The organism is Ruegeria sp. AA3 (assembly GCF_056542905.1).
On sequence record NZ_JBQGAQ010000006.1, the window covers coordinates 125,176 to 151,761 of the forward strand.

Below are 26,586 nucleotides of genomic sequence, written 5' to 3' on the forward strand. Positions count from 1 at the left end.
TAAATCTCGCGCGTTTCTATTCGGGCGATATAGGCCGTTTCGAACCCGTCGGAAAAGGGGGGTGCGTCGCTTTGTGGCGATTGCTTACAGCGTATCAGCAACTGATCGAATTTCAAACATGACGAAAAAAGTTGTGCGCGATGCGACGGAAAGCTGCCCGGGCTGCGTTTTAAGAAGTATCAACAGCGGCGAGGTGCCGCTAAATTCAGGGAACTTTGTAATGAAAACCAAAACTTTCATCTCGGCCATCGTTCTTGCGGCAGTTGCAGTATCCGGCAGCTCAGCACTGGCCAAAGGGCCGCGTCCGACGTTTCAGGAACTGGATGCCGACGGAGACGGGCAGGTAACGCAGGCCGAGATCGCGGCGCATCGCAACCAGAAATTCACGGCTGCTGACACGGACGGAGACGGGCAGCTGAGCGTTGAGGAAATGCAGGCAGCAGCACAGGCGAAAGCCGACGAGCGTGTCTCTAAGATGTTTGAAAAGCACGATGCTAACTCCGATGGTTTCCTCAGCGAAGATGAATTGCCGAAACCGCGCCGTGCCTCCAAGATGTTCGAGCGTATCGACGCCGATGGGAACGGATCGATATCAGAACAGGAATATGCGGATGCGAAAGACAGGATGGGTCGGAAACACAAGCGGCACCAGAAGTCGGACACAGACAACAACTGATACGGGATGGAGGATCTGACCTCTTACCCAAACGAGGCGCACGGCGGTTTTTCTGCCGTGCCCGAGCTCAGCGACGAGGAGTTGCTGGGCCAGTTTGCTGATGGCAATGCGGCTGCGGCCCGTCTGCTGACCGGACGGCTTGGACCGCGCAGCTATTCTGTGGCCTTGCGAATGTTGGGAAATCAGGCGGAAGCCGAAGATGTGACACAAGAGGCGATGATGCGCCTGTGGAAAATGGCGCCCGACTGGGTGCCGGGACAGGCGCAGATTTCGACCTGGCTTTATCGTGTGACATTGAACCTGTGCCTGGATCTGCGCCGAAGAAATAGGCCTGATGCGCTCCAAAATGTTGCCGAGCCAGAAGATGAATCCGCCAGCGTGGTTGATCGGATGCAAGATACCGAGCGTAAGGATGCGTTGCAGGCGGCATTGGATCAGTTGCCGGATCGGCAACGGCAAGCGGTGGTTCTGCGGCATATCGAAGAGTTGTCCAACACTGAAATCGCAGGGATTATGGATATCTCGGTTGAGGCGGTTGAAAGCCTGACTGCGCGTGGAAAACGATCACTGGCCACACTACTTGCGGGGCGTCGGGATGAACTGGGGTACGAACATGGCTGATCATGACAAAAAACTCGAACACCTGTTTGCGCAAGCGCGCGACGCTCGGGATGTGTTCCCGGACAATCTTGCCGTCCGAATTGAAACCGATGCAGAGGCGGTTCGGTTGGCTCGATCCGCACGCAAACGGCGTGGAACATGGCGGGACCGGATGAATGTCATCGGCGGCTGGCATGGGGTAAGTGGCCTTGTGGCCGCAAGTGCAGCTGGCATCTGGATCGGGTTTTCTGCGCCTGCTTTTCTACCTGACCCTGCAGACTATTTTGTCTCGCAGGATGCAACCTATCTGATGGCTGATCTCAACTTAGATGAAAACTATCTGGAGGACGCGGAATGAGCGATAATCCTGCACCCAAACGCAAATGGATGCCTGTTCTGCTGATCGCTTCGCTTGCTCTGAACCTGCTGATTGCAGGAGTCGTCCTGGGTACAGCCTTGCGTTTCAAAGGCAGTGATCGTGCCGCCATACCGCCAGGATTTGGCCCAGCATTGTACTATGCCCTGCCCAAATCTGATCGCAAATCTCTCAAAGGTGAATTGTCAGATCTGCGTGGCAAAGGATCGCATCGACGCAAACAGGATTTTGGTGCGCTTAGCCAGGCCTTGCGAGCCGTGCCATTTGATCCGTCTGCGGTTGAAGATTTGCTTGAGAAGCAGGCGCAGGCTACGGCAGAGCTGCAAACAGCGCTGCACCAGCAATGGCTTGCTCAAGTCACGCAAATGAGCGCGGAAGAGCGGGTCAAATATGCAGATCGGCTGGAGGAGGTCGTCAGACGTGGCCCAGGTAAACACAAGAAACGAAACTGAATCGTCAGGCTGCTGAACTACGGATATGCACCTGATTGCGACCCGCATTTTTCGCCGCATACAAAGCTTGGTCGGCTGAACGGATCAACTGACCGGCGGCATTTCTGCGATCTGCAATATTCAGATCAGGTGAGGAACACCATTTTACGCCTACGCTGATCGTGACCGAGGTCAATACGGATTCGTCGGGCAGGCAAAACGGTTTGTTGCAAATGCTTCCGCAGATCATGTCCGCGTGTTTTAACGCCTGCTCTGCCGAGCAATGAGGAAGCCCAATCATGAATTCCTCTCCGCCGATGCGTGCGACAAAGCCGGCCTTTCCTGTTGCTGCTTGAAGCCTGCGCGCTGTTTCTGTCAGAACGATGTCGCCGCCAGAATGACCAAAACGATCATTAATCGCCTTGAAGTGATCTAAATCCGCCAGCATCAGTGCAAACCCACGCCCTGTTTCCAAGGCCTGGTGGGCGATCTGATCAAGTGCCCTCATGGCGAATCGACGATTGTGTAACCCTGTCAGAGGATCGGTCAGCGATTCGGATAGATCTTTACGTATCGACGCGCGCAATTTGTCGTCGCGGGTTTTGCGGGCGATCTGGGTGTCGAGTCGGAGCGAGATTTCGTCCGGGTGGAACCCTCCCATACAAATTGCATCCGCCCCTTTATCCAAAGCTTCGGCGGCGAGGGTCGCATCCTCGTTTGACAGAACGCCGATTAATACGGTGTTTCGGGTGGCGCTGCGGGATTTTAGATCGGCCAGGATGTGCCCTCCAGATCCGCCGGGCGCAATCTCGACGACAATGGCATCAGGAGCAGGTTCAGAGAAAACGCCGTGCAGATCGGGCAGCGTGTAATTGGACAAGCGGTGTCGTGTTTGCTGCGCCAACGCACTGCCCCATAGCGCTCCGGCGCGTGGGGTCTGGGTCAACAACGCAATCTGCGTGATCGCAGGTGGCGCAAGCGGTATTTGTGCCGCCTCACCAAAACCAATGGATTGGCTGGCGTCCCCAAGGCTCAGTTCCTGCCGATCGGCACGTGAGCGCAACAGGCTGCGAACACGCGCGAGAAGCAAAGTATCCTTAAATGGGTAACCCAGCACGTCGTCTAAACCATCCGATAAGGCCTTTAATCGCGCCCCCCTATCATTTTGCGGCGTGATGGCAACAATCGGTACATCAGCCAAAGTGGGATCAACCGCCATTAACTTCTTAACATCCGAGGCGGTCCCGTCGGGCAAGGTTTGGGCGGTCAAAACCAAGTCAGGACGCGTGCGCCTTAGTAAAGCACCCAATCCGGCCAGCTTTTCCCCTTGTACAACATGATACCAGGCCGCGGTGAGCTGGACCTTAAGCATAATGCGATTGGTCGAGACCCCGTCGAGGACCAGTATGGTACCCTGTACAGACATTGTCGTTCACCGTTAGATTGCATGCGCTACCAAAGTGTTTATGAGTCTGGTTAACAAACCCTTTCTAAGAGCGTCGTCGAGGCCAGATAATGCCGATCTCTGTCCATTCTGCTGAAACATTGGCCCTGAGGGTGCTGAATTGGTTGGTTGGAAATGATGAGTTGCTCCCAGTTTTTCTGGGTGCAACCGGCGCTTCCATAGAGGATTTGCGTGCTCGGGCAGGAGAAAGCGAATTTTTGGGATCGGTACTGGACTTTCTGATGCTTGACGATTCCTGGGTGATCGCCTTTTGTGACGCCTATTCCGTGCCCTACGAAGAACCGGGCCGCGCCCGCGCTGTGTTATCCGGCACTTCTGATATGCACTGGACCTGACCAATAGGAGCCTAAATTTATGAACATTGACGCCCTCGTCTTCGACAAGGACGGCACGCTTTTTGACTTTGCGTCTACATGGGGTGCGTTCGGACGTATCGCGCTTGAACGCCTATCCGACGGCGATACGCAGCGCGCGGCTGAACTTGGCCAGGTCATCGGTTTTGATTATGCCGAGGAGAGATATAGCTCTGATAGTATCGTTATCGCGGGAACCGTCGATGAAATTGCGCGTGCCCTGACGCCGTACTTGACTGGCATCGCTCAGCATCAAATCGTCGAAACTCTCAATGACGCATCCGCAGCGTCAGAGCAAATGCCTGCTGTTCCTCTCGCACCTTTTCTTGAAAATATGCGAAAGGCCGGGCTTAAACTGGGTGTTGCGACCAATGACGCCGAGATACCGGCGCTGCGTCATCTCGAATCGGTCGGAGTTCGGGGCCACTTCGATTTCGTTGCAGGGTATGACAGTGGCCATGGCTTCAAACCCGGTCCAGGACAGCTTTTGGCATTTGCCAAACATGTCGATGTTGATCCGTCGCGCGTCGCCATGGTTGGTGACAGTCTTCATGATCTTGAAGCGGGTCGCGCCGCAGGCATGGTGACGATTGGTGTTCTTACGGGGCTGGCTACAACAGAAACGCTCGAACCTTTGGCAGATGTAGTTTTACCCGACATCGGCCATATTCCCGGCTGGTTGTCAGAAATCTGATTGTTCGGTGTTCTGAAACGCCAATTTGAACGACAAAACCGACACCACTTGTCGCAGATAGAGCGGCCAGAGCTAATTCTTCGGGGCTTTCTTGAGAAAGAGAGCGCCAGGAGGACAGCTATGGAAGACAGCAGGACACGCAGACGCCGCAGCGGCGGCCGCGCTGGTGCAGCCACCCGTCGCGGAAGTGAAGTCATCGATCAGATGCCGTGGAATCCGCCTGTGAACTTAGACCGGCCAACAGAACCGTTGGGATCAGAGGGGATTGAGGCGATCCACGAAGGAGCTATGCGCATCCTCGAAGAGATCGGTATCGAGTTCTATAATCAAGAAGCTCTTGGCATTTTGCGCGAAGCTGGCTGTACGATCTCTGGTGATAACGTCCGTATGGGGCGGGACTTTGTCATGGAAATGGTGCGCAAAGCCCCAAGCTCATTCACCATAACGCCACGCAATTTGGACCGTCAGATCGAGGTTGGAGGCAAAACCATGTTGTTCGGCAATGTTTCGTCACCGCCGAACTATTGGGACATGGAAATTGGTAAAAAAGTACCCGGCACCCGACGGATGTGTCAGGATTTGCTGAAACTGACGCAGTATTTCAACTGCATCCATTTTGCCGGAGGTTATCCGGTTGAACCTGTCGATATCCATGCCAGCGTCCGACATCTTGATGTGCTTTATGACAAGCTCACGCTGACTGACAAGGCGATGCACGCCTACTCACTGGGTAAGGAACGTGTCGAAGATGTGATGGAAATGGTCCGTATCGCAGGCGGCTTGAGTCACGAAGAGTTTGAGGCATCGCCTCGGATGTATACCAACATCAACTCGACGTCACCGCTCAAGCACGACCATCCGATGATCGATGGTTGTCTGAGGTTGGCGCGGCGCGGGCAAGCGATCGTAGTAACTCCGTTTACGCTGGCAGGCGCAATGGCCCCAGTGACGATGGCGGGTGCGGTCGCCCAATCGCTGGCTGAGGCATTGTGTGCGATTGCGCTGTTCCAATATGTCAGGCCCGGCATTCCGTGCGTGATTGGGACGTTCACCTCTAATGTTGATATGAAGTCCGGAGCACCCGCGTTCGGGACGCCGGAATACATGCGCTCGACGCAGATGACCGGACAAATGGCGCGGTTCTATGGATTGCCGATGCGCTCTTCGGGTGTGTGCGCTGCGAATGTGCCAGATGGCCAGGCCATTTGGGAGACATCAAATTCACTGTGGGCCGCTGTTCAATCTGGAACAAATATGGTCTATCACGCGGCTGGTTGGCTTGAAGGCGGTCTGATCGCGAGTCCTGAGAAATTCATCATGGATTGCGAAATCCTGCAACAGATTCAGCGATATATGCAGCCGGAATTGACAGCAACAGGACCGGACGAGATCGCCCTTGAAGCAATCCGTTCAGTGGGAAATGACGGGCATTTCTTTGGCATTCAACACACACAGGATCGCTATACCACGGCGTTTTATCAGCCGTTTCTGAGCGATTGGAAAAACTTTGAGGCCTGGGAAGTCGCTGGCGGTATCTGGACTGCGGAACGGGCCCATCGAATGTTCAAAGAAATCGTTAACAATTTTGAAGCGCCGGCATTGGACGAGGCGATCCGCGAAGAGCTTGAAGACTTTGTTGCCCGCCGCAAGGCTGAAGGGGGCGCGCCGACAGATTTCTGACCTAACCGTACCACGGGGATTAGGTCATGAATGTTTAACATTCTCATGATCTCGGCCAGGATATTGGGTGTTTGTTAAGTTTTCTGGAGTCACCTGAAGCAGATATCCAATTCGAGTTGTTTCATGCATGGGCTGATTAACAGGGCGATCCAATCATTCGTTTGTGCCACTTATGGGCGCCAATGCTGGCTGCAGGCGACCCAAGCCGCAGGATTGGATTTCGTCGAATTCGAGGCGATGCTGATCTATGAGGCAGAGGTTTCAGATCGTGTGCTGGACGTGCTTTGTACCGAATTGAACCGTCGAAAATCCGAGTTTCTTGAGGACTTGGGAACCTACCTCGTATCACATGCGAATATGGAGGACCTAAGGCGATTGCTGCGTTTCGGGGGCGTAACGTATGTCGAGTTTCTGCACTCGCTAGATGATTTGTCTGATCGAGTGCGCCTTGCTGTTTCGGATCTCACGCTGCCGGACCTTGAATTGCAGGAACATTCATCAGCGGAATACCAACTATATTGCTCTCCCGGGCTGCCGGGATTTTCCAGTGTTATGACTGGTGTTTTGCGGGCTATGGCGGATGACTACGGCGCACTTGTTGTTCTTTCGAACGAAGAGCGTCGAAATGGGTCAGAGCTCATTTCGATTACACTGATCGAAAGCGCCTTTGCCGAAGGGCGTCATTTTGAGCTTGGGGCGCGGAAATCATGATCGAAACCGAAGATCTGGGTTCCCTTCTCGATACTTTGTGCCCCATGTATGTTCTTATCAATGATGAGGGGCGAATTGTTCAAGTGGGCCCCACAGTGCAGAAACTGCGCCCGGAGCAACCCATGGCAGGGCGGCGTTTTCTTGACGTCTTTGAGTTGCAGCGCCCGCGTTCTGTCACTGAGTTTCCAACGTTGCTTTCGACGCCAGGCGCGCGGTTACGTCTTCGTTTCCAAGATCAACCGCAAACAGCCTTTAAGGGCCTGATCGCGCCACTTTCTGGAAAGGGTGCATCGGTTGTTAACCTGTCATTCGGAATTTCAATATTGGATGCGGTGCGAGACTATGCACTGACAAGCGCAGATTTCTCAGGCACCGACTTGGCGATCGAATTGCTGTATTTGGTCGAAGCTAAATCTGCCGCGATGGAGGCTTCCAGATCATTGAACCTGCGTCTGCAAGGTGCAAAGCTGGCGGCTGAGGAGCAGGCCTATACAGACACGCTGACCGGGCTAAAAAACCGGCGTGCAATGGACCATATACTCGGGCATTTGATATCAACGAAATCGTCATTTGCATTAATGCATCTGGATTTGGATTTTTTCAAATCGGTCAACGATCGTCTGGGCCATGCCGCAGGGGATTTTGTGCTGCAGCAAGCCGCAATGATCATGCTTGATGAAACGCGGAGTGATGATACGGTCGCTCGTGTCGGCGGGGACGAGTTTGTCTTGATTATCAAAGGGGTGACCGACCGGAAAAAACTCGACAGCATTGCCCGGCGCCTGATCGCGCAACTTTGCCAGCCGATGAAATTCGAGGGAGCGGCCTGCAGTGTATCAGCGAGCGTTGGTACTGCTTTGTCGACCCAGTTCGAAATGCCAAAAGCGCAGGATGTACTGCATGCCGCTGACCTAGCGCTATACGCCGCAAAACGAAACGGACGATCTTGCCACCGGTTCTACTGTGAGTTTTCGAATGCACAACAATCCGGATAGAATGCGCTTGCCTAAATGGCGTCCAATATCGCAGCGATATGTTGTTCGACTTGGGGTAGCTCAGAAATGACTGGCATAACTTGGCCGGCGAAGTTTGCGCGGGCCAATTCTTGCGGCACATCTTCGAGCACATGGCCTCCGGTGCAGGCAAAGAAGGGCAGGCAAAGTGCCTTTTCACCACATCCTGATGCTGCCTCGGCAATGCTTGGAGATTGCTCAACAAAGCCGGTTCGGGTGCTTTTGAATGTGACCAATTGGCCCAGCGTATCTGCAAACCCATGGGCCACCGTTGCCGGGTTATTGCTGCGCCCTGAACCATGGGCTGCGATTAACAGATCAGTGTCAGGTGCTGACCATCCTAGATTTTCAAGTTTTTGATGCAGGGCGCTTTTAACTAAAAATGACAACTGCGGGTCGATACCTAGAGGATCCAGAATTCTGACCGACCGAGAACCAAGTCGCTTAGGTAAAGCCTTGGTCACAAACCAACCCTTCGCCATGAACAACGGATAGATCGCTAATTCGCCGTGCAATTCGTCAAGGCACGTCTCAAGCGCGTCAGGTGCAGCCAAAGTGGCGGAATGAACCGAGACCCGATGACACAGTGAATCTATTTGCCTGGCAAAGCGCGCCAGCGCCGCCTCGGCGGGTGCCGGATTTGACGGTTGTCCATGTGCGACGATAACGGCGTGTGGCATGCGGTGCTCCGAGATGGTGCTGCGAAAGATGTCCTGCTTGTTTGCAGAGTCAATGCAGGATTTTTGATCTGGCTATCCAAGTAGGGTCAACCAAAGCCAGACAGTCAGTATGGATGATGCGGTGCCGATCAAAACTGAAGAAGCAGCAACCCGTTTGGCGCGCCCATACATATTTGCAAAGATATAGGCGTTGAAGCCCGGAGCCATCGCAGCGGTAAGAACACCTGAGCGAAACAGATCTTGCGGTAGCGCCAGTGAAGTTCCGAATAGCCATACGAGGCTTGGATGTAGCAACAGCGAGATGCAACAGACGAAGACAATGGCGCGCAAATCGCCTTCGGGTCGGTACTTCACCAACACGCCCCCCAATGCGAACAGTGCGCCGGGTAGGGCTGCGCGTGTGATCAGGTTCAACGCGTCATCAACCACGCCCGGTATTACAAACCCGGTAAGATTGACAACAAAGCCCAATGAGATGCCCAGTATCAACGCATTCTTGAACATTGCGGACAATACGGATTTCACCATCCGCGTCCCACCATGGCCACGGTTTCGAAAGATCTCCATCACGGTGATACCAACGCAATAGCAAAACGGTGAATGGAAGGCGATGATCGCAAAATTTCCCGTCAAGTTGTCCGGTCCGTAGGCACGTTCCGTGATGGGCAGCCCTAAGAGCACCGAATTTGAGAACAAGCAGCAAAAGCCAATCGCGATCGAGTCCTCCCACTCGCGTCCAAATATGAGGCGAGCGCCAACCATTCCGGCGATAAAACAGAGGCCAGCTGCCGAATAGAAACTGGTTAATAGTCTGGGGTCGAAGCTTGCGCTGAGATCGAGATTGGCGATGGCCAGAAACAACAAACAGGGAATGGCGAAGCCCTGCGTGAATTTCATCAACCCGTCGATATGGTCTTCGCGGAAATATCCGAACCGGGTTGCCGTATACCCGGCGCCGATGACCAAAAACACCGGCAGGATGACATCGATCAGGCTTTGGAACATGTCGCTGCCATCGACGGTATCGCGCGCGCGAACAGCGTCTTGCCCTACAGAGGTTGCCGGATCACCATGCCGTCAAAAGCAGGCGTAATATGATCCGGTGTTTCCGCATTAACCGTGGCATAATCCAGATCGATATGCATGTTGGTCAGAACGGCACGTTTTGGTTTCAATTGCTCAATCCAGCCCAGCGTCTTCTCCAGATGGGCATGGGTTGGATGCGGGGATCGGCGTAGGGCATCAATGATCAGGCAGTCGAGGTCTGAAAGCTCAGCCATGCTCTCATCATAAAGTTCTGCAACATCAGGCAGATAAACGAGATTTCCCATCTTGAAGCCAAGGGCATCAATCGACCCATGGTTCACACGGAATGGTCGAAAGGGGATCAGGCCGCCGGGGCCGGAAATCTCAAACGGGCCATTGATTGTCTTTAGGTCCAGGATGGGCGGATAGGGTGAGCCTTCGGGTTGAACAAACGCATAACCAAAGCGACCGAGTAGATCGTTCTGGGTATCGCCGTCCGCCCATACAGGCACGCGGGTTTTCATGTTGAAAACAATCATCCGCAGATCGTCGATGCCATTGGTGTGATCGGCATGGGAATGGGTGTAGATCACGCCATCCAAACGCCCCGTTCCGGTGCCCAGCAATTGGCTGCGCATATCAGGAGACGTATCGATCAATGCCGAGGTTGTACCCTCTGGCCCATCGCGTTCGACCAACAGTGAGCAGCGACGCCGGATGTTTTTGGGGTTCTCCGGATCGCATTCACCCCAATGCCCCCCAAGTCGAGGTACACCGCCGGACGAACCGCAGCCAAGTATTGTAAAGCGCAGCTCGCTCATGCAGCGGCCTTGTAGCAAGCGGCTTTGGTGAACAGCCGGTCAAAATTGGCCTGTGTTTGGGCGGCGAAATCGGCGTACTCCAAACCGAATACTTCGGCCCCTTTGCGCGCTGTATGCGCGGTGTAGGCCGGTTCGTTTCGTTTGCCGCGATAGGGCGGTGGCGCCAGATAGGGCGCGTCGGTTTCAACTAGGATACGATCGATGGGCGCGGCGGCGAAGATATCACGCAGCTCCTGACTTTTGGGGAATGCTGCAATGCCGGACATGGATAGATAGAAGCCAAGATCAAGGGCGGCTCGGGCCAGCTCGGCTGAGGAAGAAAAGCAATGCATGACACAGGAATACGGAGCGTTTCTATGCTCATCTGCCAAGATTCGCGCCATGTCCTCATCCGCGGCACGCGCATGAATGATCAGCGGCAACCCGGTCCGCTGCGCCGCTTCGATATGGATACGCAGCGAACGCTTTTGCACATCCGCCGACTCAGCCGTGTAGTGATAATCAAGCCCGCTTTCCCCAATGCCCACGAATTTCGGATGCTTGGCGAATGCGAGCAGTTCATCGACTGTTGCCATCGGCTCGTCAGCGGCGCTCATCGGGTGGGTGCCTGCGGCATAAAAGACAGGGGCATGAGCCTCAGCGATGGCGCGTACCGTGGGCTCGTTACGCAACCGTGTGCAGATGGTCACCATGCGTGTCACGCCAGCGTCGGCAGCGCGTGAAACGATTTCTTCCAGCTGACCGTCAAAATCCGGGAAATCCAGATGGCAATGGCTGTCGGTAATTTCGGGAGTGGGGCTCATCTGTTGTGACCGGCGGTTTCCTGTATCTTGAACAGCGTATCTAGGACAAGCGAGGCAGGGTCAAGGTTCACCGCCTGCCCATGCCGCGCACGCGCCGTGATGGGGGCGGCGATTTCGGCCCATTGGCGGGCCTTTTGCGGTGAGCTGGAGAGACGCGATAAAGTTTCGGCCTCATTCGGGGCGGCCTCGGGCATCAGTGCGGTGCCGGTCGCACCAGTCAGAGCCAGGCGCGAGAGAGCCACGTCTATCAATGAAAGCAGCAGATCGAACCGTTCGGCCGCCCCCCGCTGCGCAGCCGTTTCGGCCAGTTTCAGAGCGCGCTGGCGGTCAAGCCGGGGCAGGGTTCCCAAAATTGCAATCAGTTCGGCATAAAGTTCCAGCCCGCCGAGGTTTATTAAGCGAACGGCGTCGCCCACTGATCCAGCTGCGAGCGCTGCGAGATGGTCAGTCTGGCTAGGAATTTCCGTATCGGTTTGCGACAGCGCAGCCTGCATGTCGTCAAGCGAGAGAGGGGATAGCCGCAGTGTGCGGCAACGCGACCGGATGGTCGGCAGCAGGCGCGAGGGTTGGTGCGAAATCAGCAGCAGAGTTGTGCGCGCGGGGGGCTCTTCGAGCATTTTCAGCAGCGCGTTTGCGGCGCTGACGTTCATTTCATCCGCCGAATCCACGATGACAACCCGCCGCCCTCCATCAGCAGAGGACAAGCCGAAGAACCGCCCAAGTTTGCGGACGTCATCAACAACGATTTCATTGCGCAGCCGTCCCTGATCGTTGACAGAACGGGTAATTGCGGCAAGGCCGGGTTCGGCCCCGGCAAGAATGCGATGGGCGACCGGGTGTTCCGGGTCGATGTCCAGAGTGTCAGGCGGAGGTGGAGCGCCGAACAGCCCGCCATCATCAGATGGCGGCGTGGCCAGCAAGAACTGCGCGATCCGCCATGCTAGTGTTGCTTTGCCCACTCCACGAGGACCGGTCAGCAACCAACCATGGTGCAATCGATCCGAATTGTACGCGGTCAGAAAGGCCTGTTGTGCTGAGTCCTGCCCGATAAGCCGGGTGGTTTCTCGCGGATGTGGTGCGCCAGAGGCCTGATCCGGAGTTGGGGTGTCGTCGCTCATGTCTGGTCTATCGCAGAGAAGTCATAACAATGTCTGTCACATCCTGCGCGACGCTGTCCATGTCCCTATTGCCGTTCACCACTCGAAAACGATCCTGGAATTCGTCCGCCAGAGCGAGAAAACCTGCACGCATCTGCAGTTGAAGATCGACACCGAAATCTTCGAACCGTTCTTCGGCACCTTGCCGACCCTTAGCGCGTGATAGACCGGTTTCCGGATCCATATCGATCAGTAGTGTTAGGTCAGGCTCGCGCCCGATCATCAAATTGTGCAGCTGATCCACGAGGCTGCGAAGATCGCCACGCGACATCCCCTGATACATGCGAGTGCTGTCGGCAAATCGGTCGCAGATGACCACTTTTCCAGCGGCCAGTGCGGGTTCGATTGTGCGTTCCAGATGGTCACGCCGGGCTGCAGTGAATAGCAGAATTTCCGTTTCGGCCGACCAACGATCCGGGTCGCCCTGCAAAACCAGATTGCGAATTTCTTCGGCGCCGGCAGACCCACCCGGTTCCCGAGTCAGAATGACATCGCGGCCTTCACGTCGCAGGTGATCGGCCAGCAGACGGGCCTGTGTAGACTTGCCTGATCCGTCAATGCCTTCGAAGGTAAGAAACGTGCCGCGCGCCGTCACATTTGCTCCAGCGGATTGTTGATCACGTCTTTTAGAACGATGCCGCCCACTGTCATCATGCGGACGACAAACCCGCCGAGGGGGACATCCCTGTCTGCCACCAACGGGCGGCGGATTTCCGGCAGGCCTTCGGGTTTGATCACCAACTCAGCCAGCTGTTGGCCTTTACTTACCGGCGCATTGATCGGGCCTTCGTAGACGACTTCGGCCTGAATGTCCTTGTTGCCCAGGACTGGAAACAGCAGGGTCAGATCACCTTCGGGCACCAAACCCACAGTTTTTTCCGCACCCATCCAAAGCTTGGCCTGCGCTACCGGTTCTTCCGATTTGGCAACTGTCCTCTCGACAAAATTTCGAAACGACCAGTTAACCACGGCCTCAGCCTCCTCTGCCCGCTTGCCGACGCTGTCGAGCCCGGAGAGCACAAAGACAACCCGGCGATCCCCTTGTTTGGCCGAACCAACCAGACCATATCCTGCTTCTTGCGTGTGACCGGTCTTGAGACCGTCGGCCCCGATATCCAGTTTCAGTAGAGGATTGCGGTTGCGTGCGTTCGACGGGGCACGACCGTCGAATTCGAAAACCTCTTCCGCAAAGAGGGGATAGTATTCAGGGAAATCAGTGATCAATCGATCGGCCAGAACTGCCAGATCATGCACAGACATCATGTGCCCCGCAGCAGGCCAGCCATTAGAATTGGCAAAGTTCGAGTTGTTCATACCCATCTGTTGCCCGCGTTGGGTCATAAAGCGGGCAAACCCGGCTTCGGTCCCGTCGGGGCTCAATGCCTCGGCAATCACGACGCAGGCGTCGTTTCCAGATAGCACAATGATCCCGCGCAGAAGGTCTTCGACCCGCACACGGTCCTGCGTGTTCAGGAACATGGTCGAGCCACCATAGCTCATGGCGTGTTCAGATACCGGCAGAGTTTCGTCCAGCGTAAGGCGACCATCGCGCAGCGCTTCAAACGCAACATAAAGCGTCATGAGTTTCGACATAGAAGCCGGGGGCAGAGGCTGATCAGCGTCTTTCGACAACAGCACAGTGCCGGTTTTCTGATCGATCACATAAGCAGCGCGCGCGGTGGTGTCGAACGCATAGGCCGGCAGCGCCATTAGTGCCAGCCCGATGGCAAGAGAGGTTGATCGTAAAGCGGAAAGCATCATTCGCCTCCTAGTTCAGTCAGTTCTTGGCCGTGAAGGCATCAGTAAACCCAAGGTCTTTGACGTCATTCAACAATGCCCGGCGTTCGCTGCGTGTTGCAACGGGTCCAACCAGAACGCGCCATACTGATTTGTCTTCACCTTTCAGTTCAAACACGTCAGCATTCATCCCATTCCGACGTATCTTTTCCGCTGCGCTCTTGGCATTGGATTCAACGCCAAAAGTTCCAGCCTGAACATACGGCTTGGATAAGCCTCCTGCCGTTGCAGTGCTTGCTGCCACCGGTGCCGCTGCAGCGGTCGGTTCGGATGCTTCAATTGCTGCCGCAGCACCTGCGATCGGGTCCAATGGCGTTTCGGTGATCTCGTTAGGGTTTTTCTTTTGCCACCACTTGCGCTTAGCGGGCTTCTCAGTTGGCGGTGTTATCTCTGGGTCTGACAATGCCGCCGACTGCACCTCGGTCGGGGCGGCATCAGCCTCTGTGACGGCGGCAGCAGCTGCTCCTGCTGCCGCAGCGTTGGCTTCATCCGTTGGTTTTTTCTGCCACCATTTGCGTTTGACTGGTTGCTCAGTCGCTTGTGGATCTGCATCGGCAATCTCGGTGCTTTGCACTTCGGCGGGGGCCGACTCATCGTCCGAAGATGCGACGACGGCGCCAGCGGCTGCCCCAGCAACGACTGCAGCACCAGCATTCGTGTCATTGGTTGGTTTTTTCTGCCACCACTTACGTTTAACGGGCTGTTCGACTGCTTCGCCTTCAGCTGTTTCCGTCGCCGCTTCGGTTCCTTCCGCAACCTCTCCGTCCTCGGTCGCCTCTGTCTCTTCAGGGGCAGGGGGCACCTCAATCGCCTCGCGGCGCAGTGCTACGACTTGAACCTTGGTTGGGGCCCCGGCCAGCATGCCAAGCTGTTCTGCGGCCGAGGAAGAGACCTGTAGCGCAGGTCCAGGTAAAGCCCGTTCGCGGCGGAACAATGCGCCCGTAACTGTCTTGTTGTTGGCTGTGTTCTTGATCCGCACCCGCTCGGGTTGAGTAACATCAGGGTGTGCCACCCAAATTCCACCCAGAGAGGGGCGTCCATCCCAAAGTCCGGCTTCGGTCACCTGAAATACATCGGGTGCCTCAACATCACGCTGGTTCGCAGGAGCCGCATCCGGGAACAACTCGAACCTGTTGGTATTGTCTGCCTCTTCGGTCGCAACTTCCTCTTCCGGGGCCTCTTGCAGGCTGAACCCTTCTTCGCACCCGGCCAATGCGGCCAAACCCACGACCAGAATTGCCAGCCGTTGTGGCCCTAAGCGTGTGCCCGTAGCTCGCTCCATTGTCTCAATCCCTTGCCTGACAAAGCCATATTGGCCGCGCCCCACCGCGTGATTGCTGGTTCTTCTTGCCAGTCTCTAGCGGTCTTGTCCGCGAATAATAACGCGGGCACGGGGCTAAGGAAAGACTGCTGCTGAAGCTTAGGCAAGATTTCCCGCTTTATGGCTTGCCTCTGCCTCAAACACAGCTTAGACCCTGCGGCACGCGGGGAGGTGGCAGAGTGGTCGAATGCGGCGGTCTTGAAAACCGTTGAACGTGAGAGCGTTCCCAGGGTTCGAATCCCTGTCTCCCCGCCACTCATACAAGTCTCACCTCGGTTGTGTTTTCTGATCCGGAATTGTGCCGCAATTCCCGCGCGTTGGCGCATGCGCTTTCAATCAGAGACGAAGCAGACTGTACATTGATAGGACAATTCAGGCGCCAGTCTCAGTGTCGCATTTTAGCGGGGTTGCTTTGGGCCAGATTTCTCTGATACCCGGCAATTTACAGGGAATTTTCACAAACCGGCACTGATTTCCGTCATTTCTCCTGTCAGAACTGCATGTTATACAGAGGTTTATCCTGCAAATTCCCTAAATGGTCTTGTCAGAAGAACTTGAGTTGAGGCGGGTAGGGGTGTTGTGTAGCTTTTGCCCATGACCAATCCTGCCTCTATTAAGTACTTCAAAACCAGCCCCGAGATCATCCGCCTTGCGGTGAGGCTGTACATCCGTTTCCCGCTCTCGCTTCGGAATGTTGAAGATCTGCTGCACGAATGCGGGATCGACGTGAGCCACGAAACTATCCGATATTGGTGGAACAGGTTCTGTCCGATATTTACCTCTGAGATCCGCAGAAAGAGGGTTCAACAACTGCGCGCATCCTCCAAATGGAAGTGGCACGTGGATGAGGTTTTGGTGAAGGTGAATGGCAAGAGGCATTACCTTTCGCGGGCTGTTGATCACGAGGGCGAAGTGTTGGGAGCAGTCGTCACCGAACGTCGAAACAATCAGGCAGCATTAAATTCCTCAAGAAGTTACGCGGTAAAGTGGAAACCGTCGTCACGGATCGCTTCGCCTCATACAGAGCCGCGCTCAGAGAACTGGGTGTACTCGAAAAACAAAGAACGGGCAGGTGGCTCAACAACCGCGTCGAGAATTCGCACCTGCTGTTTCGACGGCGCGAACGCGCGATGCAGCGTTTCAGGCGCATGCGAAGTTTGCAGAAATTCGCCGCCGTCCACTCCTCGGTCTACAACTACTTCAACCAGGAAAGATCGCTAGCCAGCAGAGATACCTTCAAGCTGGCACGCACCGCCGCTCAGGCCGAGTGGCGCGAACTTGGTGCGGCATAAAGGGCAGCTCAACTGGCCTAGCTGAGACTGGTTCGAATTTGTCTGACAGCACCGCCCCATTTAGTCGCTGAATTGATCGAGCACCACGCAGACTAGGGAAAGGCCATCGGCGCCCCTGACATGCATGATCTCTTCCAGATCACGGACATGTCATACCGAACATAGAACAAGACCGCGAACTGGATAGCGTCGTCTATGGGACAAGCAATAAACGAGCGTCATTCTCGGTCAGTGGATCGGGCCTGGTGCATGTCGTCGAGGTCTCGACCCAGCGCCGACCTTCCCCGGCGTCCAGTATCGACGTCATGACATCAACGGCATGTACGGCCAGACCGATATTGCAGCGGTGGGGCCGCCCTTCAGAAATGGCTTGTACCATGTCTGCCAATCCAGCGGTGCGATAGTTTGCCTGCTGCGTGTCTTCGCCGTGGATTTCGTTCGGAACGCCAAATGGATGCTCAGAGCCAGGCAAAGGATGCAGGTCGCCAGCTTGATCGGAAACCAGTACGTCTCCGCCGAAGAAGTTTGGGTCGGGCACCTGCATCGTGCCCTCGGTGCCGTATAGCTCCATATTTGGATGCGTGTGAGCGCGGATGTCCCAACTGGCCCCCAAGGTTACGATTGCGCCATTCTCAAATTCAAGAAGCGCGTGGATATTGGTTGGCGTATTGACCGGGATCTCTTCGCCTTCGCGGGTGCCATTGCCGATTGTACGCGTGGGAAAACTTGCAGCAGTCATGGCGCAGACGGCCTTAACCGGACCGATCAGCTGGATCAAATTGGTGATGTAGTATGGGCCGAGATCAAGGATAGGCCCTGCGCCCGGTTGGAAGAAGAAGTCTGGGTTTGGGTGCCAATGCTCCATGCCGCGTGACATCACGTGGCAGGTTCCGCCTATCACGCGGCCGATCTGGCCGTCATCGATGACCGCGCGTGCTTGCTGGTGCGCACCACCCAGAAACGTGTCCGGTGCCGAGCCCACGCGTAGCCCTTTGCTTTCGGCCAGATCCCGCAGGGCTTTGCCTTGATCCAATGTCAGGACCAGAGGTTTTTCTGAATAGGCGTGTTTTCCGGCCTCGAGAATACGCTTGGTCAGGTCGAAGTGGGCCTCGGGGATGGTCAGATTGACGACAACGTCAATGTCGTTGGCGGACAGCAGGTCATCCACTGTCTTGGCGCGGATATTATACTCGTCGGCGCGGGACTGCGCCGCGCTCATATTGATGTCAGCGACCGCACGGACTTCCAGCCCTTTAAAAAGGGGCGCAAATTTTAGGTACGTAGTAGAGATGCTGCCGCATCCGATGATGCCGACGCCAAGAGTGCTCATGGAATATCCTTAAAGGGCTTGTACGGTTGCCAGCGAACGCGACGCAAAACGGTGGTGGTCGTTGGGGTTGTCGTGTTCAATGACATAACGAGAGACACCGGCGTCCTGCAGCGCGTCGTGGATCGCGGTCCAGTCCATGACCCCATAACCAACATCGGCCCAACCATCTTCGTCAACACAGTCGCCTTGCGGTGCAAGGTCCTTGATATGCGCCGAATGTATCTGATCGCCGTAGGTTCGGATGAGGTGTACCGGGTCCAGCCCGGCGCGTACGACCCAGCCGAGATCAAGCTCGAGCTTCAGATCGGGCGAGGCCCCGGCGATGATGTCCAGCGGTGTTACGCCATCACCCAGATCGACCAGTTCGAAATCGTGATTGTGCCAGCCGAAGATCAGCCCGGCCTTTTGCAGTGGTTTGCCGGCTGCTACCAGACGTTCGGCAAATACTTCCCAACCGGCGCGATCCGTCGGGCGGTTTTCGGCATCTAGAAAGGGTGCGAACACCGCTTCGGCTCCAACAGCCTGGGCGAGATCAATCGCAGCGCCCGGGTCGCGTTCAAGGTCGGCGAGGCCGTAGTGCAATGTGGGCATGCTCAGCCCCGCCGTTGCGAGGTCTTCCGTGAGCGAAGGTGCTTGGGCGAACAGGGCACCATATCCTTCGACCTCGTTAAATCCTGTTGCGTAAAGCATGGCGAGCGTGTCCGGCAGGGGCCAGTTTCGCGAACCGTAAAGCTGATATGAAATAGCAGGCATGATATGTCCTTTCATCTGACGCGGGTTACAGTCGCGTCTCGGTCGCGGCGTCAAACAGCGAAGCGCGTGAAGTATCGAAACCAATTCGCAGGCGATCGCCTTCGGCCACGCGGCTAAGCCCATCCATGCGGAAACGTAGATTGTGTGACCCAAGGGTGGAGTGAACCAGGGTATCCGAACCCAGTTTCTCGACGATCTGAACTTCGACCTCTGCCTGTGCTGCAGCAGTCTCAACCGCGTCGCCGGTCAGAACATGTTCGGGGCGAATACCGATGACAACGGGTCCGGCGTGGTGGTCTGTTCTTTCGAATTCGTAGCCGTCCAGCGGCAGCGACAGGTCGTGTCCGGCGAAATGGCCATTGTCGATGCGGCCTTCGATCATGTTCATTGCCGGGCTGCCGATGAAACCTGCGACATAGATGTTTTGTGGCCGGTTGTAGATTTCGTCCGGGCTGCCCAATTGCATGATTTTGCCCCCTTTCATGATGGCAATCCGGTCCGCAAGTGTCATCGCTTCGACCTGATCATGCGTCACATAGATCATGGTGTTCTTGAGCTGCTGATGCAGACGTTTGAGTTCAACTCGCAGATCGGTGCGCAGCTTGGCGTCAAGGTTCGAGAGCGGCTCGTCAAACAGGAACACATCGACATCACGTACCAGTGCCCGGCCGATGGCGACGCGCTGGCGCTGACCGCCGGACAATGCGCCCGGCTTGCGTTTGAGCAAAGGTTCGATCTGCAATATCTCGGCGGCCCGCGCCACGCGCTTGGCGATCTCATCTCTGGCAACGCGCGCGTTCTTGAGGCCGAAGGACAGGTTTCCTTCGACAGTCATCTGCGGGTACAGCGCATAAGACTGAAACACCATGCCGATGCCACGGTCTGATGGCTCCTTCCAGGTTACGTTCTGACCTTTGATGAAAATCTGCCCGTCGGTCACGTCTAGCAGCCCGGCGATACAGTTCAACAGGGTGGATTTGCCACAACCGGACGACCCCAGCAGCACAAGAAACTCGCCTTCATGGATGTCGATGTTCAGCTCTTGCAGAACTTTGACTTCGCCAAAGTGCAGGTCCAGATCGCGGACTTCGACGGAATGGGAATGAATGTTCATAGGGTCAACCTTTCACGGCGCCGGCGGCGATGCCGCGTACGAAGAGTTTGCCGGAGACAAAGTAGATGACGAGAGGGACAAGGCCGGTCAGTAACGTCGCGGCCATGTTGACGTTGTATTCCTTGATGCCCTGGACCGAGTTCACGATGTTGTTCAGCTGCACCGTCATGGGGTAAGTTTCGGGCTTTGTATAAATCACGCCGAACAAGAAGTCGTTCCAGATGCCGGTGACCTGCAGGATCATCGCGACCACGAAAATCGGGATCGACATGGGCAGCATCACCCGGAAATAGACGCCCCAGAACCCAGCACCGTCGACGCGGGCGGCCTTGAACAGCTCTTCCGGCAGCGAGGTGAAGTAGTTTCGGAACAGCAAGGTCAGGATCGGCATCCCAAACACCGTGTGCACCAGAACCAGCCCCCAGAGCGAGCCCATCAACCCGATCTCCCGCAGGATGATCACGATGGGATAGAGCATGGTCTGGTAGGGGATGAAGGCCCCGATGATCAGGATGGTAAAGAACACTTCGGACCCTTTGAACCGCCAGTTGGCAAGCGCGTAGCCGTTCACGCTTGCAATCGAAATAGACAGGATAAGCGATGGGATCAGGATCTTCACCGAATTTCCGAACCCACGGCTCAGGCCATCGCAGTTGATGCCCGTGCAGGCCTCTGCCCAGGCCTTTACCCAAGGTTCAATGGTGATTTCGACAGGTGGCGCAAAGATATTGCCCAACCGGATTTCGGGCATCCCCTTCAGCGAGGTTACGATCATGACATAGAGCGGCAGCAGGTAGTAGATCGAAACCAACAGCAACGTCCCATAGAGGAATATGTTGCGGCGCGAGAGACGCGATTTCGGCTTGCTTCCGCGTGGGCCCTCGAGAATCCGTCCAGCGGTTTGGGATGTCGCATCAACCACGTTTCTTTCCTCCGAATTCCAGATAAGCCCACGGGACCAACACGATGATGACCGACAGCAACATCATGGTTGAGGCAGCAAAGCCCTGCGCAAGGTTCTGCGCTTCGAACATGTAGTTGATGACGTATTTGGCCGGGACTTCGGATGCGATGCCTGGGCCGCCATTGGTCTGCGCGACCACAAGATCGTAAAGCTTGATGATGCCGCTGGCGATGATGACCAAGGCGGTCACGAAAACAGGGCGCATCATTGGGATGATCACGCGGACATAGGTTTTGGTGATGCCGATGCCATCGACACGTGCGGCTTTCCAAATGTCTTCATCTATTCCGCGCAGGCCGGCCAGCATAATGACCATTACAAAGCCGGTGCCCTGCCAGAGGCCTGCGATCAGGATGCCGAAGATAACGATATCCGGATCGTTGAGCGGGTCGAAAGTAAAGCTCTCCCAACCCATGTTGCGCACAACGCCCTGAATGCCGAAATCGGGGTTCAGGATCCATTGCCAGGCCAGACCGGTAACGATGAAGGACAGGGCGAAGGGATATAGAAAGATGGTGCGAAACGCGCCCTCGAACCGGATCCTGCGATCCAGAAGGGCCGCGAGGGTAAAACCCAAGACCATGGTCAGAACCAGCGAACACACACCATAGATCAACAGGTTTTCGACCGAAATGATCCAGCGATTGCTGTTCCAAAGCCGTTCATATTGGTCCAGTCCAACAAAGTCCCACTTTGGCAGCAGGCGAGACTTGGTGAAGGAATGTGCGACTGTCCACGCCGTGCCGCCAACGAACACCACCAGCGCCGTGAGGATCATCGGGATCGAGGCGAATTTGGCGCTCAGGTTGCGAAACAGTTGTTTTGGACGGCGTACCGGGTTGTCGGATACGCGTGCGGTATCTGCAAGTGTCATAGGAAACCCCGTTAAGGGTCGGGGCGCGGGGGGAGAGGCGCGCCCCGACATGTCGGGCTCAGTCGGCAGACGCGATAATCGACGCGTACCGGGCCTGTGCATCTTCGGCGGTCATGTCCGAAGCCCAGAACTCGGCCATCAGATCCTTGATCTGAGTTTGAGTGTCTGCGGACAGAGTTTGGTCCGCATTGGGCAACACGCCGCCCGCTGCAAGGATCGCAAGACCCTTCTGCATACAGTCATTTGCCGTCGACAGATCAATGTCACCCCGGACGGGCAGCGAACCTTTTGCCAGATTAAAGGCGACCTGCGCCTCCTTCGAGATCAGGATCGAGGCCATCTCAAGCTGTGCGGCCTTGACATCAGGGTCGTCGACGACGGGGAAATAGAACGCGTCACCACCGGTGTCGATGACCTGGTTTAAGCCTAGACCTGGCAGGCAGGTGTAGTCTTCGCCTGCCACTTGACCAGCTACGGCAAACTCACCCTGAGCCCAGTCGCCCATGATCTGTCCACCCGCTTTGCCGGTGATCACCATGTTGGTAGCAAGATTCCAGTCCTGCACGTTGCTGTTGCGCGCCAGTTCGCGGGCATCAGCCGAAGCCTGGAACACCTTGGCGTATTCCGGTCCGCCGGCTACGTCGGCATCCTTTTCGACGACAACTTTGCTCCAGGTGTCGATCCCGACCACACTGATTGACAATGCGCCGAACGCGATCGCCTGCTGCCAGCCTTGCTGACCCTGTGCCATCGGCACCAATCCGGCTTCTTCCAGCTTGGGTGCGGCGGCGACGAATTCGAACCAGTCCTTTGGCACGTCAATACCGGCCTTTTCAAAGGCGTCGTGGCTGAGCCACAGCCATTGGGTCGAGTGAATGTTTACCGGAACGCAGTAAATACGCCCCTCGTAGGTGCAGCCCTCTAGCAGGGACGAAGGATAAACGAAGTCTTTCCAACCTTCGGCCTCGGCCAGATCGGTAAGGTCCGTCATCAGGCCTGCTTCGATCAGTTCTTCCGCCTGACGGCCATGGTTCAGCTGCGTCGCTGCCATTGGATCACCGCCCAGGATGCGACTGATGATGATTGGACGCGCCGTGCCGCCTGATCCGGCGATCGCGCCGTCCACCCAGTTATGCGCCGTCTTTTCGTTTACGGCCTTGGCGAATTCCGAAACTGCAACCGCTTCACCTCCGGATGTCCACCAATGGGTGACTTCAAGATCGGCTGCGCCAACAGCGCTAGCGCTAACAAATGCTGCAGTGGTTGCCAGTGCGGCTTTGATCTTCATAGCATTTTCCTCCCAGCTAAATCGTTGTAGATTTTCCTATAACGTTTTAGATTGTACTTGCAACAGTTTTCTTTCTGGATAGATTTGACGTCATCAGATGCCGCCCTGCAGTTCTGATCGGCCTCAGCAAAGCGAAGGTGAAAACGATGAAAAATAAAAGCCATGCGCCCAGATCAAGCTCTCGAAAGCCGACCCTGAAGACCATTTCGGAAGTGAGTGGAATGGCGGTTCCCACCGTTTCGCGCGCGTTGGCGGATGCGCCTGATATCCGCGAATCAACCAAGAAAAAGATCCGGCAGATCGCCAAAGACCTCGGTTATGTCCCGAACCGCGCTGGCGTTGGTCTGAGGACCGGACGCACCAATGTGATCTCACTGGTGATGTCGACTGAACGTGAAATGATGAATGTCACGGCGCGCCTGTTATCGTCGATCGGGGTTTCCCTTCGCGAGACCCCTTATCATCTGAACGTGATTCCGATCCTGCCCGATGATGATCCAATGGAGTCGGTGCGTTACATCGTCGAAAATCAGACTGCAGATGGAATCATCTTCAACCAGGTCCGGACCGAGGACCCGCGCGCCAGATACCTTATGGACCGCAAGTTTCCCTTTGCCACCCATGGTCGTACCAAATGGGCCGGACAGCACGCCTATTACGATTTCGACAATTTCACATATGCACGGCTGGGGGTTGATGAACTTGTTCGCAAGGGACGTCGGAATCTTGTGTTGGTCGCCCCTCCGCTTGACCAGAACTATGCAATGGAAATGGTGAACGGGTCAAAGGCGGCTGCTGAAAAGCAAGGTGTGAATCTGCATGTTGCACAACAGGTGCACAGCGATGCCACCACATTCGAAACCCGTGAATGGGCGACGCGAAAGATGGCTGCAGACCCCAAGATAGACGGGTTCATATGCGCCTCAACCAACGCGACCATGGCGGTTGTGGCTGGAATGGAAAGCCTGGATTTCCGGGTTGGGCGCGATTTCGACATCGTGTCGAAAGAGGCCATTCCAATGCTGCAATTTGTGCGCCCCGAGATCATTGTGGTGCACGAGAACGTGGATACGACCGGAGCATTTCTCGCCAAGGCCACAATTCAGGCGATCCAGAACCCCGATATTTCACCCATGCAATGTCTGGAAGTGCCCGACCGTAGCGCCCTTCACAGCCTTTAACGTCTGAACATCAAGGAGACCGAATTGAGCACTCAGATCAAAGGGCCAGCTCTGTTTCTGGCGCAATTCGCGGTGGATGACGCGCCGTTCAACTCACTTTCTGAAATCGCAGCCTGGGCCGCCGGGCTTGGGTACAAAGGGGTTCAGATACCGACCTTTGACGCGCGTCTTTTTGATTTGGATAAGGCCGCTGACAGTCAGACCTATTGCGATGAAGTCAAAGGTATTTGTACGGATGCAGGGGTCGAGATCACAGAACTGTCGACCCACCTGCAAGGCCAATTGGTCGCGGTAAACCCGGCCTATGACGCAGCATTTGATGCCTTTGCGCCGGAAGACTGCCGCGGTAACCCGGCCAAGCGTCAGGCATGGGCAGTGGATCAGATGAAGAAAGCCGCGATCGCTAGCGAACGGCTGGGCCTGAAACACACGGTCAGTTTCACCGGCTCTCTGGCGTTCCCGTTTCTTTACCCGTGGCCACAGCGGCCCGACGGGCTGATCGAGGAAGCCTTTGCCGAACTTGGTCGCCGGTGGACATCTATCCTGAACCACTATGCCGATCACGGCCAGGATATCGGTTTCGAAATCCATCCGGGTGAGGATGTGTTTGACGGTGCAACGTTTGAGATGTTTGTCGATGCCTGCGGTGGGCACGAGGCGGCGATGATCAACTACGATCCCAGCCACTTCCTGTTGCAGCAGTTGGATTATCTTGCGTTCATCGATCTCTACCATGACCGCATCAACGCATTTCATGTCAAAGACGCCGAGTTCAATCCGGACGGGCGGCAAGGTGTGTATTCTGGCTATCAGGGATGGGTAACCCGCGCGGGCCGGTTCCGGTCGCTTGGCGATGGCCAGGTGGATTTTGCCGGGATCTTTTCAAAACTGACCCAATACGGCTTTGACAGCTGGGCGGTTCTGGAATGGGAATGCTGCATCAAATCCCCCGAACAAGGCGCGGCCGAAGGCGCGCCATTCATTAAAAAACACCTGATCGAGGTCACACAGAAAGCTTTCGACGACTTCGCCGGTGGCGAGCGGGATGAGGCAATGATCAAGGGGATGCTGGGCCTATGACACGTTTGAAACTGGGCATGGTTGGCGGCGGGCAGGGGGCTTTTATCGGCGCCGTGCACCGGATTGCGTCCCGTATCGACGGGCGGTTTGAACTGGTTGCCGGGGCGCTGTCCTCGGATCCAGATCGGGCGGCGGCCAGTGCAGCGGAACTTGGAATCGCGCCGAACCGGTCATATGCCTCTTACGAGGATATGGCAAAGGCCGAGGCGGTGCGCCCAGATGGTATCGACGCGGTTGCCATCGTGACCCCCAACCACATGCATGCTGGTCCCAGCGCAGCGTTCCTTAATGCGGGTATCCACGTGATTTGCGACAAACCTCTTGCTGCCAGCAGAGAGGAAGCTGATGCGATCAAGGCTGCCGTCGAAACCAGCAAAGCCCGGTTCTTTCTGACCCACAACTACACGGGTTACCCGTTGATCCGGCAGGCCCGCGCCTTGGTTGAGCGCGGTGATCTGGGACAAATCAGGTTGGTACAGGCGGAATATGCGCAAGACTGGTTGACCGAACCGCTGGAACAGGACGGACACAAGCAGGCCGGTTGGCGCACCGATCCAACGAAGTCCGGCGCCGGTGCTATCGGCGACATCGGCACCCATGCGTTCAATCTGGCCAATTTTGTTGCCGGACAAAAGGTTCAGGCGCTGTCTGCGGATCTGCAAAGCTTTGGCGCTGGCCGAAAGGTGGACGACAACGCACATATCCTGCTGCGATACGAAGGCGGCGCGCGGGGAATGCTTTGGGCCAGTCAGGTGGCGGTGGGCTGCGAAAACGGTCTGCGCCTGCGCATCTATGGCGACAAAGGTGGGCTCGAGTGGGCACAGGAGAACCCCAACCACATGAGCTACACGCGCTTTGGCGAACCGAAACAGATTCTGACCCGGGGTGGGGCCGGAACGGGCCCGGATTGGACGCGCATCCCGCCAGGACATCCCGAAGGGTATTTGGAAGGTTTTGCAACGCTCTACAATGACATCGCCGATGTGATTTCCTCGGGCACCGATAATGCGCTGATCCCGAATTTGCAGGACGGTCTGGACGGGATGTGGTTTATAGCGGCGGCCCAATCTTCGTCCGCCAAAGACGGCGCATGGGTGGGGCGGTGA

Annotated in this window: 28 protein-coding genes, 1 tRNA gene and 1 pseudogene; 14 read left to right on the forward strand and 16 right to left on the reverse strand. The window is 56.0% G+C overall.

Annotation, left to right across the window (positions count from 1 at the left end):
* Positions 1–220: 220 nt before the first annotated feature.
* Genes ACR0JR_RS12355 through ACR0JR_RS12370 form a run of 4 tightly spaced genes read left to right on the forward strand, consistent with a single transcriptional unit; the run spans position 221 to position 2,104 of the window.
* Entirely contained in the window at positions 221–676 is a 456-nt protein-coding gene (locus ACR0JR_RS12355) for an EF-hand domain-containing protein (protein ID WP_480456394.1), read from the forward strand.
* Between the two features lie 6 nt (positions 677–682).
* On the forward strand, positions 683–1,297 hold the full coding sequence (locus ACR0JR_RS12360) for an RNA polymerase sigma factor (protein WP_480456395.1): 615 nt from the start codon (positions 683–685) through the stop codon (positions 1,295–1,297).
* Positions 1,290–1,634 carry a hypothetical protein gene (locus tag ACR0JR_RS12365; protein ID WP_480456396.1) on the forward strand — a complete coding sequence of 115 codons (345 nt, stop codon included), beginning with the start codon at positions 1,290–1,292 and terminating at the stop codon, positions 1,632–1,634. The genes ACR0JR_RS12360 and ACR0JR_RS12365 overlap by 8 nt, the downstream gene beginning before the upstream one ends.
* Positions 1,631–2,104 carry a periplasmic heavy metal sensor gene (locus ACR0JR_RS12370; protein WP_170780580.1) on the forward strand — a complete coding sequence of 158 codons (474 nt, stop codon included), beginning with the start codon at positions 1,631–1,633 and terminating at the stop codon, positions 2,102–2,104. The genes ACR0JR_RS12365 and ACR0JR_RS12370 overlap by 4 nt, the downstream gene beginning before the upstream one ends.
* Before the next feature lie 4 nt (positions 2,105–2,108).
* On the opposite strand, the gene ACR0JR_RS12375 is transcribed toward ACR0JR_RS12370, so the two are convergent.
* Positions 2,109–3,509 carry a diguanylate cyclase gene (locus tag ACR0JR_RS12375; protein WP_480456397.1) on the reverse strand — a complete coding sequence of 467 codons (1,401 nt, stop codon included), beginning with the start codon at positions 3,507–3,509 and terminating at the stop codon, positions 2,109–2,111.
* An 89-nt stretch (positions 3,510–3,598) separates the two neighbouring features.
* On the opposite strand from ACR0JR_RS12375, the gene ACR0JR_RS12380 reads away from it, so the two are divergent.
* The 5 genes from ACR0JR_RS12380 (at position 3,599) to ACR0JR_RS12400 (ending at position 7,981) form a co-directional block, all read left to right on the forward strand.
* Positions 3,599–3,883 (forward strand): DUF3572 domain-containing protein, encoded by a 285-nt coding sequence (locus tag ACR0JR_RS12380; protein WP_480456398.1) that lies wholly within the window; start codon positions 3,599–3,601, stop codon positions 3,881–3,883.
* Positions 3,884–3,902: 19 nt separating this feature from the next.
* Positions 3,903–4,595 (forward strand): HAD family hydrolase, encoded by a 693-nt coding sequence (locus tag ACR0JR_RS12385; protein WP_480456399.1) that lies wholly within the window; start codon positions 3,903–3,905, stop codon positions 4,593–4,595.
* Between the two features lie 120 nt (positions 4,596–4,715).
* Positions 4,716–6,275 (forward strand): trimethylamine methyltransferase family protein, encoded by a 1,560-nt coding sequence (locus tag ACR0JR_RS12390; protein ID WP_010442744.1) that lies wholly within the window; start codon positions 4,716–4,718, stop codon positions 6,273–6,275.
* A 123-nt stretch (positions 6,276–6,398) separates the two neighbouring features.
* A complete protein-coding gene (locus ACR0JR_RS12395; protein ID WP_170775727.1) occupies positions 6,399–6,986 on the forward strand; it encodes a heme NO-binding domain-containing protein in 588 nt (195 codons plus the stop codon).
* Positions 6,983–7,981 carry a diguanylate cyclase domain-containing protein gene (locus ACR0JR_RS12400; protein WP_480456400.1) on the forward strand — a complete coding sequence of 333 codons (999 nt, stop codon included), beginning with the start codon at positions 6,983–6,985 and terminating at the stop codon, positions 7,979–7,981. Before ACR0JR_RS12395 ends, ACR0JR_RS12400 begins: the two co-directional genes overlap by 4 nt.
* Positions 7,982–7,992: 11 nt before the next feature.
* On the opposite strand, the gene ACR0JR_RS12405 is transcribed toward ACR0JR_RS12400, so the two are convergent.
* The 8 genes from ACR0JR_RS12405 to ACR0JR_RS12440 form a co-directional block, all read right to left on the reverse strand.
* Positions 7,993–8,679: a CbiX/SirB N-terminal domain-containing protein gene (locus tag ACR0JR_RS12405; protein ID WP_480456401.1), complete on the reverse strand. Its 687-nt coding sequence runs from the start codon at positions 8,677–8,679 to the stop codon at positions 7,993–7,995.
* A gap of 72 nt (positions 8,680–8,751) precedes the next feature.
* Positions 8,752–9,684 carry an AEC family transporter gene (locus ACR0JR_RS12410; RefSeq protein ID WP_480456402.1) on the reverse strand — a complete coding sequence of 311 codons (933 nt, stop codon included), beginning with the start codon at positions 9,682–9,684 and terminating at the stop codon, positions 8,752–8,754.
* 44 nt (positions 9,685–9,728) lie between these two features.
* Positions 9,729–10,526, reverse strand: a complete 798-nt coding sequence (locus ACR0JR_RS12415) for an MBL fold metallo-hydrolase (protein WP_480456403.1) — start codon at positions 10,524–10,526, stop codon at positions 9,729–9,731.
* Positions 10,523–11,329: a TatD family hydrolase gene (locus ACR0JR_RS12420; RefSeq protein ID WP_170780574.1), complete on the reverse strand. Its 807-nt coding sequence runs from the start codon at positions 11,327–11,329 to the stop codon at positions 10,523–10,525. Before ACR0JR_RS12420 ends, ACR0JR_RS12415 begins: the two co-directional genes overlap by 4 nt.
* The gene (locus tag ACR0JR_RS12425) at positions 11,326–12,447 is read right to left on the reverse strand and encodes a DNA polymerase III subunit delta' (protein ID WP_480456404.1); all 1,122 of its coding nucleotides are present in this window, start codon (positions 12,445–12,447) and stop codon (positions 11,326–11,328) included. Before ACR0JR_RS12425 ends, ACR0JR_RS12420 begins: the two co-directional genes overlap by 4 nt.
* A gap of 7 nt (positions 12,448–12,454) precedes the next feature.
* Entirely contained in the window at positions 12,455–13,081 is a 627-nt protein-coding gene (tmk, locus tag ACR0JR_RS12430) for a dTMP kinase (protein WP_010442736.1), read from the reverse strand.
* Positions 13,078–14,244 carry a D-alanyl-D-alanine carboxypeptidase family protein gene (locus ACR0JR_RS12435; RefSeq protein WP_170543484.1) on the reverse strand — a complete coding sequence of 389 codons (1,167 nt, stop codon included), beginning with the start codon at positions 14,242–14,244 and terminating at the stop codon, positions 13,078–13,080. The genes tmk and ACR0JR_RS12435 overlap by 4 nt, the downstream gene beginning before the upstream one ends.
* A 19-nt stretch (positions 14,245–14,263) precedes the next feature.
* The gene (locus ACR0JR_RS12440) at positions 14,264–15,565 is read right to left on the reverse strand and encodes an SPOR domain-containing protein (RefSeq protein WP_480456405.1); all 1,302 of its coding nucleotides are present in this window, start codon (positions 15,563–15,565) and stop codon (positions 14,264–14,266) included.
* A gap of 204 nt (positions 15,566–15,769) precedes the next feature.
* Here ACR0JR_RS12440 and ACR0JR_RS12445 point away from each other — a divergent pair.
* Positions 15,770–15,859, forward strand: a tRNA-Ser gene (locus ACR0JR_RS12445).
* Between the two features lie 276 nt (positions 15,860–16,135).
* On the opposite strand, the gene ACR0JR_RS12450 is transcribed toward ACR0JR_RS12445, so the two are convergent.
* Positions 16,136–16,339 carry a hypothetical protein gene (locus tag ACR0JR_RS12450; protein ID WP_480456530.1) on the reverse strand — a complete coding sequence of 68 codons (204 nt, stop codon included), beginning with the start codon at positions 16,337–16,339 and terminating at the stop codon, positions 16,136–16,138.
* Between ACR0JR_RS12450 and ACR0JR_RS12455 the strand changes: the two are divergent.
* Positions 16,259–16,896 (forward strand): annotated as a pseudogene (locus ACR0JR_RS12455) (IS6 family transposase). The gene ACR0JR_RS12450 and the pseudogene ACR0JR_RS12455 overlap by 81 nt on opposite strands.
* Before the next feature lie 193 nt (positions 16,897–17,089).
* Here ACR0JR_RS12455 and ACR0JR_RS12460 read toward each other — a convergent pair.
* The 6 genes from ACR0JR_RS12460 to ACR0JR_RS12485 are packed head-to-tail and all read right to left on the reverse strand — an operon-like array spanning position 17,090 to position 23,219.
* A complete protein-coding gene (locus ACR0JR_RS12460) occupies positions 17,090–18,226 on the reverse strand; it encodes a Gfo/Idh/MocA family protein (RefSeq protein WP_480456406.1) in 1,137 nt (378 codons plus the stop codon).
* 9 nt (positions 18,227–18,235) lie between these two features.
* The gene (locus tag ACR0JR_RS12465) at positions 18,236–18,979 is read right to left on the reverse strand and encodes a sugar phosphate isomerase/epimerase family protein (RefSeq protein WP_480456408.1); all 744 of its coding nucleotides are present in this window, start codon (positions 18,977–18,979) and stop codon (positions 18,236–18,238) included.
* A gap of 25 nt (positions 18,980–19,004) precedes the next feature.
* On the reverse strand, positions 19,005–20,093 hold the full coding sequence (locus ACR0JR_RS12470; protein WP_480456409.1) for an ABC transporter ATP-binding protein: 1,089 nt from the start codon (positions 20,091–20,093) through the stop codon (positions 19,005–19,007).
* A gap of 4 nt (positions 20,094–20,097) precedes the next feature.
* Entirely contained in the window at positions 20,098–21,015 is a 918-nt protein-coding gene (locus ACR0JR_RS12475) for a carbohydrate ABC transporter permease (RefSeq protein ID WP_480456410.1), read from the reverse strand.
* Positions 21,008–21,931 carry a carbohydrate ABC transporter permease gene (locus ACR0JR_RS12480; protein ID WP_480456411.1) on the reverse strand — a complete coding sequence of 308 codons (924 nt, stop codon included), beginning with the start codon at positions 21,929–21,931 and terminating at the stop codon, positions 21,008–21,010. The genes ACR0JR_RS12475 and ACR0JR_RS12480 overlap by 8 nt, the downstream gene beginning before the upstream one ends.
* 58 nt (positions 21,932–21,989) lie before the next feature.
* Positions 21,990–23,219 (reverse strand): ABC transporter substrate-binding protein, encoded by a 1,230-nt coding sequence (locus tag ACR0JR_RS12485; protein WP_480456413.1) that lies wholly within the window; start codon positions 23,217–23,219, stop codon positions 21,990–21,992.
* A 146-nt stretch (positions 23,220–23,365) separates the two neighbouring features.
* On the opposite strand from ACR0JR_RS12485, the gene ACR0JR_RS12490 reads away from it, so the two are divergent.
* From ACR0JR_RS12490 to ACR0JR_RS12500, 3 genes are read left to right on the forward strand one after another with little or no spacing between them, the layout of a single operon-like run.
* Complete coding sequence (locus tag ACR0JR_RS12490) at positions 23,366–24,400, forward strand: LacI family transcriptional regulator (protein WP_480456415.1); 1,035 nt, start codon at positions 23,366–23,368, stop codon at positions 24,398–24,400.
* A 24-nt stretch (positions 24,401–24,424) separates the two neighbouring features.
* Positions 24,425–25,480, forward strand: coding sequence for a sugar phosphate isomerase/epimerase family protein (locus tag ACR0JR_RS12495; RefSeq protein ID WP_480456416.1), 1,056 nt, complete (start codon positions 24,425–24,427; stop codon positions 25,478–25,480).
* Positions 25,477–26,586, forward strand: coding sequence for a Gfo/Idh/MocA family protein (locus tag ACR0JR_RS12500; protein ID WP_480456417.1), 1,110 nt, complete (start codon positions 25,477–25,479; stop codon positions 26,584–26,586). Before ACR0JR_RS12495 ends, ACR0JR_RS12500 begins: the two co-directional genes overlap by 4 nt.

Coding starts and splice junctions, on each gene's coding strand:
- ACR0JR_RS12355 (WP_480456394.1), top strand. CDS start 221: ATGAAAACCAAAACTTTCATCTCGGCCATCGTTCTTGCGGCAGTTGCA.
- ACR0JR_RS12360 (WP_480456395.1), top strand. CDS start 683: ATGGAGGATCTGACCTCTTACCCAAACGAGGCGCACGGCGGTTTTTCT.
- ACR0JR_RS12365 (WP_480456396.1), top strand. CDS start 1,290: ATGGCTGATCATGACAAAAAACTCGAACACCTGTTTGCGCAAGCGCGC.
- ACR0JR_RS12370 (WP_170780580.1), top strand. CDS start 1,631: ATGAGCGATAATCCTGCACCCAAACGCAAATGGATGCCTGTTCTGCTG.
- ACR0JR_RS12375 (WP_480456397.1), bottom strand. CDS start 3,509: ATGTCTGTACAGGGTACCATACTGGTCCTCGACGGGGTCTCGACCAAT.
- ACR0JR_RS12380 (WP_480456398.1), top strand. CDS start 3,599: ATGCCGATCTCTGTCCATTCTGCTGAAACATTGGCCCTGAGGGTGCTG.
- ACR0JR_RS12385 (WP_480456399.1), top strand. CDS start 3,903: ATGAACATTGACGCCCTCGTCTTCGACAAGGACGGCACGCTTTTTGAC.
- ACR0JR_RS12390 (WP_010442744.1), top strand. CDS start 4,716: ATGGAAGACAGCAGGACACGCAGACGCCGCAGCGGCGGCCGCGCTGGT.
- ACR0JR_RS12395 (WP_170775727.1), top strand. CDS start 6,399: ATGCATGGGCTGATTAACAGGGCGATCCAATCATTCGTTTGTGCCACT.
- ACR0JR_RS12400 (WP_480456400.1), top strand. CDS start 6,983: ATGATCGAAACCGAAGATCTGGGTTCCCTTCTCGATACTTTGTGCCCC.
- ACR0JR_RS12405 (WP_480456401.1), bottom strand. CDS start 8,679: ATGCCACACGCCGTTATCGTCGCACATGGACAACCGTCAAATCCGGCA.
- ACR0JR_RS12410 (WP_480456402.1), bottom strand. CDS start 9,684: ATGTTCCAAAGCCTGATCGATGTCATCCTGCCGGTGTTTTTGGTCATC.
- ACR0JR_RS12415 (WP_480456403.1), bottom strand. CDS start 10,526: ATGAGCGAGCTGCGCTTTACAATACTTGGCTGCGGTTCGTCCGGCGGT.
- ACR0JR_RS12420 (WP_170780574.1), bottom strand. CDS start 11,329: ATGAGCCCCACTCCCGAAATTACCGACAGCCATTGCCATCTGGATTTC.
- ACR0JR_RS12425 (WP_480456404.1), bottom strand. CDS start 12,447: ATGAGCGACGACACCCCAACTCCGGATCAGGCCTCTGGCGCACCACAT.
- ACR0JR_RS12435 (WP_170543484.1), bottom strand. CDS start 14,244: ATGCTTTCCGCTTTACGATCAACCTCTCTTGCCATCGGGCTGGCACTA.
- ACR0JR_RS12440 (WP_480456405.1), bottom strand. CDS start 15,565: ATGGAGCGAGCTACGGGCACACGCTTAGGGCCACAACGGCTGGCAATT.
- ACR0JR_RS12460 (WP_480456406.1), bottom strand. CDS start 18,226: ATGAGCACTCTTGGCGTCGGCATCATCGGATGCGGCAGCATCTCTACT.
- ACR0JR_RS12465 (WP_480456408.1), bottom strand. CDS start 18,979: ATGCCTGCTATTTCATATCAGCTTTACGGTTCGCGAAACTGGCCCCTG.
- ACR0JR_RS12470 (WP_480456409.1), bottom strand. CDS start 20,093: ATGAACATTCATTCCCATTCCGTCGAAGTCCGCGATCTGGACCTGCAC.
- ACR0JR_RS12480 (WP_480456411.1), bottom strand. CDS start 21,931: ATGACACTTGCAGATACCGCACGCGTATCCGACAACCCGGTACGCCGT.
- ACR0JR_RS12485 (WP_480456413.1), bottom strand. CDS start 23,219: ATGAAGATCAAAGCCGCACTGGCAACCACTGCAGCATTTGTTAGCGCT.
- ACR0JR_RS12490 (WP_480456415.1), top strand. CDS start 23,366: ATGAAAAATAAAAGCCATGCGCCCAGATCAAGCTCTCGAAAGCCGACC.
- ACR0JR_RS12500 (WP_480456417.1), top strand. CDS start 25,477: ATGACACGTTTGAAACTGGGCATGGTTGGCGGCGGGCAGGGGGCTTTT.